This window comes from Nocardia implantans (assembly GCF_035544775.1).
Lineage (GTDB): Bacteria > Actinomycetota > Actinomycetes > Mycobacteriales > Mycobacteriaceae > Nocardia > Nocardia implantans.
Genome location: NZ_JAYKYQ010000011.1, coordinates 67,528 through 81,621, shown reverse-complemented (window position 1 = coordinate 81,621; position 14,094 = coordinate 67,528). Strand labels below are relative to the sequence as shown.

General features: G+C 70.1%; 13 protein-coding genes and 1 tRNA gene. 9 read left to right on the top strand and 5 right to left on the bottom strand.

Features of this window, described 5'->3' with window-relative positions; genetic code table 11:
- Positions 1 to 302: 302 nt before the first annotated feature.
- The 6 genes from U3653_RS25065 to U3653_RS25040 all read left to right on the top strand — a co-directional run bounded on the left by U3653_RS25065 (position 303) and on the right by U3653_RS25040 (position 4,876).
- A tRNA-Gln gene (locus U3653_RS25065) sits at positions 303 to 373 on the top strand.
- Between the two features lie 90 nt (positions 374 to 463).
- Positions 464 to 1,954: a bifunctional UDP-N-acetylglucosamine diphosphorylase/glucosamine-1-phosphate N-acetyltransferase GlmU gene (glmU, locus tag U3653_RS25060; protein ID WP_195082481.1), complete on the top strand. Its 1,491-nt coding sequence runs from the start codon at positions 464 to 466 to the stop codon at positions 1,952 to 1,954.
- Positions 1,951 to 2,931 carry a ribose-phosphate diphosphokinase gene (locus tag U3653_RS25055; protein ID WP_195082480.1) on the top strand — a complete coding sequence of 327 codons (981 nt, stop codon included), beginning with the start codon at positions 1,951 to 1,953 and terminating at the stop codon, positions 2,929 to 2,931. Before glmU ends, U3653_RS25055 begins: the two co-directional genes overlap by 4 nt.
- 94 nt (positions 2,932 to 3,025) lie before the next feature.
- Positions 3,026 to 3,283 carry a hypothetical protein gene (locus tag U3653_RS25050; RefSeq protein ID WP_195082479.1) on the top strand — a complete coding sequence of 86 codons (258 nt, stop codon included), beginning with the start codon at positions 3,026 to 3,028 and terminating at the stop codon, positions 3,281 to 3,283.
- Between the two features lie 100 nt (positions 3,284 to 3,383).
- Positions 3,384 to 4,178, top strand: coding sequence for a hypothetical protein (locus tag U3653_RS25045; protein WP_195082478.1), 795 nt, complete (start codon positions 3,384 to 3,386; stop codon positions 4,176 to 4,178).
- 50 nt (positions 4,179 to 4,228) lie between these two features.
- On the top strand, positions 4,229 to 4,876 hold the full coding sequence (locus U3653_RS25040; protein ID WP_195082477.1) for a DUF2461 domain-containing protein: 648 nt from the start codon (positions 4,229 to 4,231) through the stop codon (positions 4,874 to 4,876).
- 21 nt (positions 4,877 to 4,897) lie between these two features.
- Here the strand turns inward: U3653_RS25040 and egtD are convergent, their stop codons facing one another.
- The 4 genes from egtD to egtA all read right to left on the bottom strand — a co-directional run bounded on the left by egtD (position 4,898) and on the right by egtA (position 9,569).
- Complete coding sequence (egtD, locus tag U3653_RS25035; RefSeq protein WP_195082476.1) at positions 4,898 to 5,869, bottom strand: L-histidine N(alpha)-methyltransferase; 972 nt, start codon at positions 5,867 to 5,869, stop codon at positions 4,898 to 4,900.
- A gap of 12 nt (positions 5,870 to 5,881) precedes the next feature.
- Complete coding sequence (gene egtC / locus U3653_RS25030; protein ID WP_195082475.1) at positions 5,882 to 6,691, bottom strand: ergothioneine biosynthesis protein EgtC; 810 nt, start codon at positions 6,689 to 6,691, stop codon at positions 5,882 to 5,884.
- 66 nt (positions 6,692 to 6,757) lie between these two features.
- Positions 6,758 to 8,104 (bottom strand): ergothioneine biosynthesis protein EgtB, encoded by a 1,347-nt coding sequence (egtB, locus tag U3653_RS25025; RefSeq protein WP_195082474.1) that lies wholly within the window; start codon positions 8,102 to 8,104, stop codon positions 6,758 to 6,760.
- Between the two features lie 124 nt (positions 8,105 to 8,228).
- Complete coding sequence (gene egtA, locus U3653_RS25020) at positions 8,229 to 9,569, bottom strand: ergothioneine biosynthesis glutamate--cysteine ligase EgtA (protein ID WP_195082473.1); 1,341 nt, start codon at positions 9,567 to 9,569, stop codon at positions 8,229 to 8,231.
- Positions 9,570 to 9,744: 175 nt separating this feature from the next.
- Between egtA and U3653_RS25015 the strand changes: the two genes are divergently transcribed.
- The gene (locus U3653_RS25015; RefSeq protein ID WP_195082472.1) at positions 9,745 to 10,935 is read left to right on the top strand and encodes an aminotransferase class V-fold PLP-dependent enzyme; all 1,191 of its coding nucleotides are present in this window, start codon (positions 9,745 to 9,747) and stop codon (positions 10,933 to 10,935) included.
- A 13-nt stretch (positions 10,936 to 10,948) separates the two neighbouring features.
- Here the strand turns inward: U3653_RS25015 and U3653_RS25010 are convergent, their stop codons facing one another.
- Positions 10,949 to 11,509 carry a TetR/AcrR family transcriptional regulator gene (locus U3653_RS25010; RefSeq protein WP_195082471.1) on the bottom strand — a complete coding sequence of 187 codons (561 nt, stop codon included), beginning with the start codon at positions 11,507 to 11,509 and terminating at the stop codon, positions 10,949 to 10,951.
- Between the two features lie 106 nt (positions 11,510 to 11,615).
- Here U3653_RS25010 and U3653_RS25005 point away from each other — a divergent pair, with 106 nt between their 5' ends.
- Together U3653_RS25005 and U3653_RS25000 are read left to right on the top strand one after the other, a co-directional pair.
- A complete protein-coding gene (locus U3653_RS25005; protein ID WP_195082651.1) occupies positions 11,616 to 12,287 on the top strand; it encodes a lysophospholipid acyltransferase family protein in 672 nt (223 codons plus the stop codon).
- Between the two features lie 99 nt (positions 12,288 to 12,386).
- Positions 12,387 to 14,030, top strand: a complete 1,644-nt coding sequence (locus U3653_RS25000) for a fatty acyl-AMP ligase (protein WP_195082470.1) — start codon at positions 12,387 to 12,389, stop codon at positions 14,028 to 14,030.
- Positions 14,031 to 14,094 lie beyond the last annotated feature (64 nt).

Here is a 14,094-nt window from a genome sequence, read left to right as displayed (position 1 = left end):
ATTGCCGGAATCCAGCCGTCGAGCGCCCGGCTGTGGTCGCCGCAAGCAGTGCTCGGCGGGCAGCGCTCGGCCGGCGGCTGCGGCGACCGACCAGCGTGGGGCGAGCTCCGCCGGAGTCGGCGGTCTCCGGCGATCCGCGATCCGAGCTGCCCGGTCGGAGGACGCCGGCGCTCCTCCGCTGGTCGGGCGCGAATACCAGATGCGACGCGGAGAACAATTCGCGGGGAGGCGGCCGAGTATGCGAGGATTCATCCCGTGCCGTGGCACACCGGCGGGGGTTTCGCCAACCGCCGATGTGGCAATCCGCCGTGGTGTAATGGCAGCACATCTGATTTTGGTTCAGAGAGTTCAGGTTCGAGTCCTGGCGGCGGAGCTCGAGAGCACGATGACTTATCGTTGGCCCGCACATCGCTGACCAAGCACGACGACGCCCAGCACGAGGACAGGCAGCCGAGGGAGATCCATGCCACAGCAGACCGCCGTCGTCGTTCTCGCAGCCGGTGCCGGGACACGAATGCGGTCGAAGACCCCCAAGGTCCTGCATTCGCTGGCCGGACGGAGCATGCTCGCGCACGCGCTGCATGCGGCGAACGAGATCGACCCCGCGTACCTCATCACCGTGGTGGGGCACGATCGCGAACAGGTCGGCGCGGCGGTGGCCGCGGTGGCCGACGACCTCGCCAGGGAGATCACCCCGGCGATCCAGGAACAGCAGCTCGGCACGGGTCACGCGGTGCAGTGCGCGCTGGCCGCCCTTCCGGTGGGCTTCACCGGCGACGTGCTGGTCACCTCCGCCGACGTGCCGCTGCTGGACGGGCACACCTTGGCCGCGCTGCTCGACGAGCACCGCAGCTACGCCGAACGCCCCGCGGTCACCGTGCTGACCTTCGTGCCGCCGGACCCCAACGGCTACGGCCGCATCGTCCGCGACGCGGAAGGCCAGCTCGCCGAGATCGTCGAGCACGCCGACGCCACCCCGGAACAGGCCGCGATCACCGAGGTCAATTCCGGCGTGTACGCGTTCGACGCCGCGGTGCTGCGCACCATGATCAGCCGCCTTTCCACCGCCAACGCCCAGCACGAGCTGTACCTGACCGACGTGCTGCGCCTGGCCAGGGAAGCCGGTCACCCCGTGCACGGCGCGCGCTTGGTCGACGCGGCCAAGGTCACCGGGGTCAACGACCGGGTGCAGCTGGCCTCGGCGGCACGCACGCTCAACCGCTACATCCTGGAACGTCACATGCGCGCGGGCATCACGATCATGGATCCGGCTTCCACCTGGGTGGACGCCAGCGTGCGCATCGGAAGGGACGCGGTGATCCGGCCCGGCGTGCAGCTGCTCGGCAACACGGTTGTCGGCGAGGACGCGGAGGTCGGGCCGGACAGCACGCTCACCGACGTGATCGTCGGCGACGGGGCGAAGGTCGTCCGCACCCACGGCGAGGGCGCCACCATCGGCCCGAAGGCCACCATCGGCCCGTTCGCCTACCTGCGTCCCGGCACCATCGTGGGCGACGCGGGCAAGCTCGGCGCGTTCGTCGAGACCAAGAACGCCTCGATCGGCGCGCATTCGAAGGTCCCGCACCTGACCTACGTCGGCGACGCCACCATCGGCGAGTACAGCAACATCGGCGCGTCCAGCGTCTTCGTCAACTACGACGGCGTCAGCAAGCACCACACCGTAGTCGGGTCGCACGTGCGCACCGGCAGCGACACCATGTTCGTCGCGCCGGTGACGGTGGGTGACGGGGCCTATACGGCGGCGGGTACTGTACTGCGCAGAAACGTTCCGCCCGGAGCTCTCGCGGTGTCCGGTGGACCGCAGAAGAACATCGAGGGCTGGGTGCAGCGACACCGTCCAGGGACGGACGCGGCGCGCGCGGCGGCGGAAGCCATCGCGGCCAAGGAGATGTCGGGTCAGGCAATAGAGCAAAAGGATGGCAATCAGCAGTGACCGCGTCATGGATCGACAACCAGAAGAACCTGATGCTCTTCTCGGGACGCGCCCATCCTGAGCTGGCCGAGCAGGTCGCCAAGGAACTCGACGTCCACGTCACCCCGCAGGTCGCGCGAGACTTCGCCAACGGCGAGATCTTCGTCCGGTTCGAGGAGTCGGTGCGCGGCTCCGACGCCTTCGTCCTGCAGAGCTTCCCCGCTCCGCTGAACCAGTGGCTGATGGAACAGCTCATCATGATCGACGCGCTCAAGCGCGGCTCGGCCAAGCGGATCACCGCGGTGCTGCCGTTCTACCCGTACGCCCGCCAGGACAAGAAGCACCGCGGCCGCGAACCCATTTCGGCCCGACTGGTCGCCGACCTGCTGAAGACCGCGGGCGCCAACCGGATCATCACCGTCGACCTGCACACCGACCAGATCCAGGGCTTCTTCGACGGCCCGGTCGACCACATGCACGCGCAGGTGCAGCTGGCGGAGTACGTCCGCACCAACTACAGCCTCGAGCACATCACCGTCGTCTCCCCCGACTCCGGCCGGGTGCGCGTCGCCGAGAAGTGGGCCGACTCGCTGGGCGGCTCGCCGCTGGCCTTCATCCACAAGACCCGCGACCCGCTGGTGCCCAACCAGGTCAAGTCCAACCGCGTGGTCGGCGAGGTCGAGGGCCGCACCTGCATTCTGATCGACGACATGATCGACACCGGCGGCACCATCGCGGGCGCGGTCAAGGTGCTCAAGGACGCGGGCGCGGGTGACGTGGTCATCGCCGCGACCCACGGCGTGCTGAGCGAGCCGGCCGCCGAGCGCCTCGCCAACTGCGGCGCCAAGGAGGTCGTGGTGACCAACACCCTGCCGCTGACCGAGGAGAAGAAGTTCCCGCAGCTGACCGTGCTCTCCATCGCGCCGCTGCTGGCCCGCACCATCCGCGAGGTCTTCGAAAACGGCTCGGTGACCGGTCTTTTCAACGGCAACGCATAGGACTCCTAGCGCGCGAACGGCGGCTCCGGCTTCGGCCGGGGCCGCCGTTTTCGTGGCCGCGTTAGCCCAGGCGAGCAATGGGGATACCGAGGGTATGAACCGTGACCCGTTGGAGACCGACATGGGCGACGACGACCAGGACGACGAGATCCGCGAGTACCGGCGCAACATCGAGGATCCGCCCGACGACCTGCGCATTCGCTACCACGAGGACGAGGACGACGGCGCGATCGGCATCGAGGACGAGCTGGATCAGGAGTGGACGGCCCGTGACACGCGCGCCGAGGACCAAGCGGACGACCGGTCCGCCGAGGTGGCCGCGATCGAGATCGTCGACGACGATGACCTCTGAGCCCGCTCCGTTCCCGACGCGCCTGTAGCAATCGGCTATGGCCGGGCGTTCGCCGTGGTAGGCATAGGTTGCGTGACCGGGACGACACGAGGAGGGTGCGATGAGCACGCCGAAGGATCCGGACCACACCGACGACGAGCAACGGCCGCCGGCGTCGTCATCGGAGCCGACCAGGGAGACCTCCGGTGACAAGCCCGCCGAGCCCGCGACCGGCGCCGGGCAGCCCACCGAGCACGATCCCGCCGCCGCACGACCGCAGGAGCACGAGCCGGGCGCGGCCGATCAATGGTGGCAGTCCGGCGGCCCGGCGTCCACCGGACCGCTGGGCGGCCAGTGGGGCGCCGAGCCCAGCGGCCAACCCGCCGAACCCCGCCCGTGGGGCGCCAACGGCGGTGGTGAACAGCAGTCGTGGGGCGCCGAGCCCGCCGCGCCCGGGACGCCCTCGTCGGCTTTCGAGCCGCAGTCGCCGGCCGACGAACCGACGAACCGGTTCACGCCGGACGAGCACGCGGAGTACGGGTCGGGCGGACAACCGCCCTATCCGCCGACCGGGCAGCCGCAGTACCCGCCGGGTGGTGGCTACGGCTATCCGGCGTCCGGCCCACAGCAGCCGCAGTACGGGTACCCGCCCTATCCGCCGCAGGGATACGAGCCCTACGGCACCCCGCCGAAGCAGCCGGGCAGCCAGGTGTACTCGATCATCGGATTCGTCTGCGCGATCACCGCGGTGCTGTTCTGCCCGATCCTGTTCGGTCCGGCCGGGATAATCCTCGGGTTGATCGGACGCAACAAGGGCGAATCGCTCGGCAAATGGGCAGCGATCGCGGCGGCCGTCGGGATGGTGATCGGCCTCATCGTGGGATTCGCGGTGTTCGGCGGAGACATCACCACGTAGGTTTTCGGTATGCGTCAATCGGGTGACATCAGCGCGGCGGGTGTGCGGGCATGACCGGATTCGCGGGTTTTCCGCTGGCTGGGCTGGACTTCTACGAGGACCTGGAGGCCGACAACTCCAAGGCGTTCTGGACCGCGCACAAGAAGATCTACGACGAGTCGGTGCTCGCGCCCATGAAGGCGCTCGTCGCGGAGCTGGAGCCGGACTTCGGGACGGCCAAGATCTTCCGGCCCTACCGCGACGTGCGCTTCGCCAAGGACAAATCCCCGTACAAGACCGCGCAGGGCGCTGTGGTGCGCGCCGCGGCGGGAGTCGGCTGGTACGTCCAGATCAACGCCGCGGGCCTGTTCGTCGGCGGCGGTTTCTACCAGGGCTCGCCCGAGCAACTCGCGCAGCTGCGCGCCACCATCGATGACGAGGTGCGCGGACCCGAGCTGGCGGCGATCCTGGCGGACCTCACCGACGCGGGCTTCACGATCGGCGGCGAGAAGCTGAAGACCAAACCCAAGGGATACGACGCCGACCACCCCCGCATCGACCTGCTGCGGCACAAGTCCATCACGTGCGGCCGGGAATTCGGCGCGCCCGCCTGGCTGGACACGCCGCGCACCGCGAAGGAGGTGCGCGCCGCCTGGGAGACGATGCGGCCGCTGGTCGAGTGGCTCGGCGCGGTGGTCGGCGGCGCTCCATCGTGGTGAGCGCCGCCGGGAGGTCCGCGGTCAGCGCCGCCCGGCGAGCAGCAGTGCGAAGCGATCGTCCGGATCGGTCCACACGTGTCCGGTGGCGAAGCCAGCGGCGGCGAGTTCGGCCGCGAGGCTGTCGACCCGGAACTTGGCGGAGATCTCGGTGCGCATCTGTTCGCCGCGGCCGAAGCGCACGGTGAGGCCGAGTTCGCCGACCGTGACGGTCATGTCCTCGCCCGCCTCCAGCCGCATTTCGATCCACTCCCGTTCGGCGTCCCAGACCGCGACATGCCGGAATTTCTCCGGCGCGAAGTCGGCGCGCAGGCGAGCGTTCAGCACATGCAGCACGTTCCGGTTGAACTCGGCCGTGACGCCAGCGGCGTCGTCGTAGGCGGGAACGAGTACCGCCGGGTCGGTGACCAGCCCGGCGCCGAGCAGCAGTTGCTCCCCCGGCTCGAGCACGTCGTGGATCCTGCTGAGGAATTCCGCCCGTTCCTCGGGGACGAGGTTGCCGATGGTGCCGCCGAGGAACGCGATCATCCGGCGTCCGCCGCGCGGCAGATTGTCCAGTGTGTCGGTGAAATCGCTGACCACACCGTGCACCCCGAGGCCGGGGAATTCGACCGCGACCTGATCGGCGGCCGCGCGCAGCGCCGTGGAGGAGACATCCTGCGGCACATACTTCTTCAACGGACCGCGCGCGCTCAGAGCGGTCAGCAGCAGGCGGGTCTTCGCCGCCGAGCCCGCGCCGAGTTCGACCAGCACCTCGGCCTGGGCGGCGTCGGCGATCTCGTCGACCACCCGCTCGAGCAGCGCGCGCTCGGTGCGCGTCGGGTAGTACTCGGGCAGCTCGGTGATGCGCTCGAACAGCTCGCTGCCCTTGGCGTCGTAGAACCACTTGGGCGGCAACCATTTCGGGTTCGAGGTCAGGCCGAGCTCGGCGTCCGAGCGCAGCGCGGTGTTCAGGTCGTCTTCGGTCAGGTGGATGTCCAGCGTGACTGCGGTCATGGCACCGGCCTTTCAGAGGAGGGGGTCGACGGACAGCACACCGGGCTTGGCGCTCACCAGGCTGCGGTCCGGGATCGACTGCCAGCGGGGGTCGTCGTCGAACGGTTCGGAGGACACCAGGGCGAAATCATCGGTGACCAGCACCGACAAAGAGTGGTGGCAGGTGGTCGCCCACAGTTGCGCACCATCGGAGAGCAGGAGGTTCAGGCGCGCTTGCGGCTCCCGGTCGAGGATCGCGGACACGAGCAGCCGCAGCGCCGCCGGAGCCGCCGACCACTCGCCGTCGGGTGCTCCGGTGGACAGCAGATCGCACAGCAGCACCCAGAGCGTGGCCGCGTCGGTGGCCGATTCCGCCTCCAGCAGCCGCGCCGGAGTGAACAGGTCCGCGGCGCCGAGTTCGCTCGCAACCACGGCGAACTCGGCCGCCACGCCGGTGAGGGTGCGCCGCCAGTCGGGCACCACGCCGTTGTGGCTGAACGCCCAGCGGTCCCGGGTGAACGGCGCGCACGCCGATCGCTCGACCGGCATGCCGACCGTGGCCGAGCGCACCGCCGCCAGCACCGCGGCCGACTCCAGTTGCGGCAGTACCTCCTCCACGGCCGGGTCGGTCCAGATCGGCGCGGCGTTGCGGTAACGGCTGGCGGTGACCGTGTCGTGTTCCGAGCCGCGCCACCAGGCGACGCCGAAACCGTCGGCGTTGATGGTGCCGCCGTGCCGCATGTCGCGCGGCGCCCACGCCTGGGTGCGCAGTGAATGGGAACCGAGGGTCACCATGTCACCCACCCGCACCGGAGGGCCGACGTAGCCCAGGTGTCTACACATCCGCACCCGCCGTCGCCGGGCGCGGGCCGACCACCACGCACCATCGCCCGGCGCGACCGGCGTCGCTCACTCCCCTTCTCCCGGTCGCAGATCGCGCGCCAGGCGGAATCCGGCGAAGATCTGGCGGCGGATGGGGTGGTCCCAGTTGCGGAAGGTGCCGCGGCAGGCCACCGGATCGGTGCCGAACGAACCGCCGCGCAACACGCGGTAGTCACCGCCGAAGAACACCTCGGAGTACTCCCGGTACGGGAACGCGCGGAACCCCGGGTACGCCTCGAAACCCGAAGCGGTCCATTCCCACACGTCCCCGATCAGCTGGTGCACGCCCGCGGGCGACGCACCGGCCGGATAGGCGCCGACCTCGGCGGGTTCCAGGTGCCGCTGCCCCAGGTTCGCGGTGGCGTCATCGGGATCGGCGTCGCCCCAAGGGAATCGGCGCGACGCGCCGGTGGCCGGATCGAATCTGGCCGCCTTCTCCCATTCCGCTTCGGTGGGCAGGCGCTTGCCCGCCCAGTTCGCGTAGGCCTCGGCCTCGAACCAGCACACGTGCACGACCGGCTGCCGAGGACGCAGCGGGGTCATCACCCCGAAAACCCGCCGCCACCAGCGCCCCGACGGATCGCGCTCCCAGAACTGCGGCGCGACCAGACCCGCCTCGACGCGATGCGCCCAGCCGCGCTCGGACCAGAGTTCGGGGCGCTCGTAGCCGCCGTCGTCGACGAAGGCGAGGTACTGCTCATTGGTCACCGGCGCGGCGTCGATCGCGAAACCGGCCACCTGGACCGGATGGGCGGGGCGCTCGTTGTCCAGCGCCCACGGGTCGGTCGAGGTGCCCATGGTGAACTCCCCCGCCGGGATGACGACTTCCCCGCCGACCGTCGCCGCGGCGGACGGCGCGTCCGCCGCGGAGAGCACGGCGGCGCCCGTGCGCAACTGGTGGGTGGCCAGCATGGTCTCGTCGTGCTGCTGCTCGTGCTGGGCGATCATGCCGAAGGCGAATCCGCCGTCGATGAGCGGACGGCCGCGCAGGTCGCTGCGCTCGAGCACGTCGAAGACCTTGTCGCGCACGGTGCCGACATAGTCGCGCGCCTGGGCGGGATCGAGCAGTGGCAGCGCGGGCCGGTTCGCGCGAGCGTGTTTGAAGGCGTCGTAGAGTTCGTCGATGTCGGAACGCACCGGTTCGCGTCCGCCGACGTCGCGCACGAGCCAGAGTTCCTCCTGATTGCCGATGTGCGCCAGATCCCACACCAGTGGGCTCATCAGCCGGGAATGCTGGGCCACGAGTTCGGCTTCGTCGAGGCAGTCGGTCAGCGTGAGAGTTCGCTGCCTGGCGCGGGTGAGAACGTCGGCGATCCGGTCCCTGAGCTGTTCGGTGCCGGAGTTGTCGGTGGGGGCGGGATGGAAAGTGGTCACGGGAAACGTCTCCGAGATTCGTGCTGATCGGCGTCGGCGCGGCCGGCTTCGGTGCGGCCGCCGATGGGGCGCACGCCGGTCCGGTGGACCGGGTCGCCATCGGGAAAGCGCGGCTTCACGCTGGTCACGTGACGGCCTCCGGAGGCTGCGGATCGAGGTCGTGCTCGGTGGTGTCCTCGGTCGGCGTGCGACCACGGCGACATCGTTCGGCGGCGGATGCGACGGCGCGCGCCGCCTCGTCGGTCGCGGTGTGCTCGGCCGCGAGGCGCAGCAGCGCGACGGCGCAGGCCCGGATGTCCGGATCGGCCAATCCGTAGCGGGCGGCATCGACCCAGCGCCCGGCCTGCGGCGCCGCGATCGAGGTCGCCTCCGCGACCACCGAGGGGCTGGACATGAGCGCGTCGAACACCTGCACCGGAACGGTCCACGCGTCACCGGGCTGCGCGTCGATGTAGCGGACCTCGAGGTGGCCGGACGCGCGCACCGGCGGAAACAGCGTGGTGAGGTGGTAGTCGAGATCGCCGGTATCGGGGCGGCGGCCCACCTCGTCGTCCAGCGCGCCGCACAGCCAGTCCGCGAAGGTGGCCCCCGGCGGCGCCGACCACTCCGCGCCGTCGCCGCATTCCCCTTCGCCGCCGGGCCCGCGCACGCACAGCAGCGGCACGTCCAGCGCCCATCTGCCATACGCGGCCACCGGGTCGGTCCAGTCCAGCACCGGCGGACGGGTGCGCGTGTTGTCCAGCCGCAGCCAGGCTCGCATGCGCTGGGAGGCCCACGACCCCGGCGGCGCGCCACGCAGGGCGGGTGAACAGGCGAAGGCGGCCAGCAGCGCGGGGCCGACGGCGTACAGGGCGGTCCACCGCGCGGTGACCTCCGCGCGATCGGCGCCCGCGTCGACGCTGACCTGGGTGGCCGCGGTATTGCACATCATCAGCTTGCCGAACGGCCCGATGCCGCTGAAGGAGCGCTCCATCGCGCGATAGCGCGGCAGCTGAAGCAAGCGTTTGGGACGGCGGTCCGCGTCGGCGGCGACGGAAACGGTGCGGATGGACCGGGATTGGAGAAGTTCCCGCAACAGGCGGGCATCGTCGCCCAGGCGATCACACAGCTGGGCGGCAGCGTCGTAGGGAGCGCTGGAGAGTTCGATCTGACCCCCGGGTTCCAGAGTGACCCGGCTGCCCCCGGGCAACGTGAGCGCCTGCGAATCAGGGGCGATGGACCGTGGTGCGTACGGTCCGAGTGCGTCCGCCAACGCGGACAGCTGGGGGCGGGGAGCCGCCGAAGGACCCGACGCCGAACACTCACCCTGCACCGTGAGCCATTCGAGTTCGGCGCCGATCAGCGCGGGTGGCCCGAGCTTGAAGCACACTCCGCCGATATAGGCTTCCGCCGCCGCGCGGGAGGACAGTTCCCCCTGCTCGGTGGCACAACCGGCCGACTCAGGACTCTCGAGCGTGACCGCCATGCCAACCTCCAGTGGGCGTCGGGACGTTGTCCGCTGTTCTTGGTTATCGCCATTCGGCGCGGTGGTATTCCACTCCCCGGCCGGAATTCCGATGCGGCGATCCATCCAGCGTAGCCATGGCGACCGACAAGAAACCGACATGAAGCCGAACAATTCACCCGATAAGGTCGGCTCCATGCTGGATGACGCCCGCGTACGAGCCGACACTCCCGGATGCTCATCCGGGCCGGAACCCGGACCCGTTTTCCTCGACAGCGCCGGATCGTCGCTGCCGCCTCGGGTCGTCACCGACACCGTCGTCGCGCATCTGCGGCGCGAAGCGGAGATCGGTGGCTACCGCGCCGCGAACGAGCGGCTCGACGACCTCGCCGACGTCAAGACCGCGATCGGTGCGCTGATCAACGCCGAGCCGGAAAGCATCGCGCTCAGCGACAGCGCCACCCGGTCCTGGGCGGACTTCTTCTACTCGGTCCCGCTCGCGCCGGGCGACCGCATCCTGGTCTCCGAGGCGGACTACGCCAGCAATGCCATCGCCGCCCTGCAGCGCGCCCGCGCCACCGGCGCCACGGTGGAGAGGATCCCCAGCGACGGCAGCGGGCAGATCGACCTCGACGCCCTGGCCGCGCTGGTCGACGAACGGGTCAAGCTGGTCTCGGTGCTGCACGCGCCGACCAACGGCGGACTGGTCAACCCGGCCGCCGAGGCGACCAGGATCGCGCACTCGGTCGGCTCGCTGGTGCTGCTGGACGCCTGTCAGTCCGCCGGGCAGCTGCCCTTGGACGTGGCCGAGCTGGGTGTGGACGCCCTGTCGGCCACGGGCCGCAAGTGGCTGCGTGGCCCGCGCGGCACCGGTTTCCTGTATGTGCGGCCGGAGTTGGCGCGTTCGATGCAACCAGGACGGCTCGACCTGCACAGCGCGGAATGGACCGGCCCGCACGACTACCGGCTCGCGCCGGACGCCAGTCGCTTCGAGTTCTGGGAATGCGACGTCGCCGCCCGCCTCGGCCTCGGCGCCGCCGTGCGCTATCTGCTCGAGCTGGGCCCGGAGAACGTCTACGCCGCGATCGCGGCCCGCGCCGAGCACCTGCGCAAGGCGCTGCCGGAGATTCCCGGCGTCACCGTGCGCGATCTCGGCATCCGGCACAGCGGCATCGTGTCGTTCACCGTCGACGGCGTGGAGCCCGTCGCGGTGCGCGACCGGCTGCTGGCGCAGGACATCACCGTCACGGTCAGTCACGCGAGTTCCACCCTGCTCGACATGACCGGCCGCGGCCTCGCCTCCGTCGTGCGCGCCTCGCCGCACTGCTTCGTCGGTTTCGACGAACTCGACCGCTTCGTCGACGCGGTGGCGCGGCTGCGAGCCTGAGCCGCCGGGAACCTCAGGCCAGGTGCACGGCCAGTGCCCTGGCCACCAGAGCCGCGGCGTCCGCTTCCGGATCGACCAAACGCAGGCTGCGATTGGCCCGGGCGGTGGCGATTCCGTGCACATTGGTCCACAGGGCGATCGCACGGTGGCGCGGGTCGATCGCGCTCGATCCCGCCGCCGCGCCGACCAGCTCGGCGAACCGCGCGAACAGCGGCAGGCTGACCGACCGCAGATTCTCGCCGGAGCCTTCGAGCAGGTCGTGGCGGAACATCAAGGTGAACATCTCCGGCCGCCGCGCCGCGAACTCGATGTACTCGGCGCTCATCCCGGCGAGACGGTCGCGCGCCGCCCCGGCGTCCACCGCGGCGAACCGGTCCGCGAGGTCGGCGAACCCGCGCGCGGCGATGGCGGCCAGCAGTGCGCGATGGGTGGGGAAATACCGCCGCGGCGCACCATGTGAAACGCCCGCGGCCCTGGTGATCGCCCGCAGTCCCAGCCCGGCGGCGCCGACCTCTTCGAGCAGATCGACGCCGACGTCGACCAGTCGATCTCGCAGCGACTCGCTCTCGGCCATGTGGACATTGTCCACAGCTGCCGCCGCGCCACCGCACCCGGGCGTAGACACTGTCTACGAGATCGGGTAGACAATGTCTACGCTTACTCTCCTGGAGGTCTTCGTCGTGTGGTACCCGCTGTTCAAGTACGTCCTGCTCGGTCCGCTGCTGCGGCTGCTCGGCAGGCCCGTGGTCGAAGGACTGGACAACATTCCGCGCACCGGGCCGGTGATCATCGCGGCCAACCACCTCGCCGTCATCGACTCGCTCTACCTCGCGCTGGTCGTGCCACGGCGCGTCACGTTCCTGGCGAAACAGGAGTACTTCACCGGAAAAGGTCTGCGCGGCCGGATCAACCGCTGGTTCTACTCGGTCTCCGGACAGGTGCCGGTCGATCGGACCGGCGGTGACGCGGCCGCCGCCGCGCTGGCCGCCGCCACTCGCATCCTGGCCGACGGCGGGGTCTGGGCGATTCATCCCGAAGGCACCCGTTCACCCGACGGGCGGATCTATCGCGGCCGCACCGGCGCGCTGCGGGTCGCCATGGCCACCGGCGCGCCCGTCGTTCCGGTGACCATCTCCGGCACCGATCGGGTGAATCCGCGCGGCAGCCGCCTGCTGCGTTTCGGCAAGGTGCGCATCGCGTTCGGCGCGCAGCGCCGTTATCCCCCCGCCGCGCAGCGTCACCAGGTGCGCGCCGCGACCGACGAGTTGATGCGCGAACTGGCCGCCCGCTCGGGACGCTGCTACGTCGATCGTTACGCCGCAACCTTTCCGGCGGCTGTTTCGCGCCCCTGACCTGCGCCCCTGGAAATGGGGTTAACGCTGAGCCACTATGGCGTGATAGTTGGGGGAGGCCGGTCCCCGGCAACGGTGGGTGATGGAGGAGTTGGGACTTTGAGCAGATTCACCGACGAGATGTACGCGACCGCACAGACCTCCGAGCGCGGACTGGTGACCGGCGAGCCCGGCGCCCCGCTGCGGCGCACGTGGGCCGAGATCCACCGAATCGCCCGGCGCATGGCGGGCGGGCTGGCCGAAGCAGGCATCGGGCACGGTGACGCGGTCGGCGTGCTCGCGGGCATGCCGGTCGACATCGCGCCCGCCTGCCAGGCCGTCTGGATGCGCGGCGCGTCGATCACCATGCTGCATCAGCCGACTCCGCGCACCGACCTGGTGGTCTGGGCGCGCGACACCGAAACCGTGCTGACCATGATCCAGGCGCGCGCGGTCGTGCTCGGCGCGCCGTTCGAGGCGGCCGAGCCGCTGTTGCGCGAACGCGGCATCACCGTCGTGCGCATCGACCAGCTGCCCGACGGCCCCGATATCGACCCGGTGCCCACCGCCGAGGACGATATCGCCTTGCAGCAGTTGACTTCCGGCTCGACCGGCTCGCCCAAGGCGGTGCGGATCACGCACCAGAACTTCTTCGTCAACGCCTACGCCATGTTCGATCGGGTGAAATTCCAGCTCGACGACGACGTGATGGTCAGCTGGCTGCCGCTGTTCCACGACATGGGCATGGTCGGATTCCTCAGTGTCCCCATGCAAATCGGCGCCGAAGTGGTGTGCGTGACGCCGCTGGACTTCCTCACCAGGCCGCTGCTGTGGGCCGAGCTGATCAGCAAGTACCGCGGAACCGTCACCGCCGCACCGAACTTCGCCTACTCGCTGCTGGCCAGGCGGCTGCGGCAGGCCGACGACGGCGCGTTCGACCTCAGCAGTGTGCGGTACATGTGGAACGGCGCCGAACCGGTGGACCCGGACACCATGGAGGCGCTGGCCGACGCCGGAAAGCGCTTCGGCCTCAACCCGATGGCGCTCACCCCGGTCTACGGCATGGCCGAGACCACGCTCGCCGTGTCGATCCCCGATCCCGGACACGGACAGGTGCTCGACGTGATCGACGCCGACCTGCTCGAGGCGATCGGCAAGGCGGTGCCGGTTCCGGAGGAACACGGCCAACCGGCGAACATCCGGCGATTGCCCACCCTCGGCTACCTGGTCGACAACTTGGAGGGCAGGATCGTCGACAGCGAACGTCAACCGCTCCCGGCCCGTTCGGTGGGTGTGATCGAATTGCGCGGTCCCGCAGTCACTTCGGGGTACCTGACGGTGGACGGATTCCAATCGGCCCAGGACGAAGACGGCTGGCTGGACACCGGCGACATCGGCTACTTCACCGACGAGGGACTGATCGTGGTGTGCGGCCGGATCAAAGACGTGATCATCATGGGTGGCCGCAACATCTACCCCACCGATATCGAGCGCGCGGCGGCCAGGGTGGACGGCGTGCGGCCCGGCAACGCGGTGGCGGTGCGCCTGGACGCGGGCCAGAAGCGGGAGAGTTTCGCGGTCGTGGTGGAGAGCGGCTCCCACCAGGATCCCGAAGAGGTCAAGCGCATCGAGCGCGAGATCGTGCACGCGGTCTTCGCCGAGGTCGGCGCACGGCCGCGCACCGTCGCCGTGCTCGGCCCGGGGGCGCTGCCGAAGACGTCCTCCGGCAAACTGCGCAGGGCGGCGACCGCGATCCATCTGTGAACGGATCCGGAGCACCGGTCGCCGAACCGCTTGTCAGCGGCCGCCCTGGCGTCGCCCCGCCCGT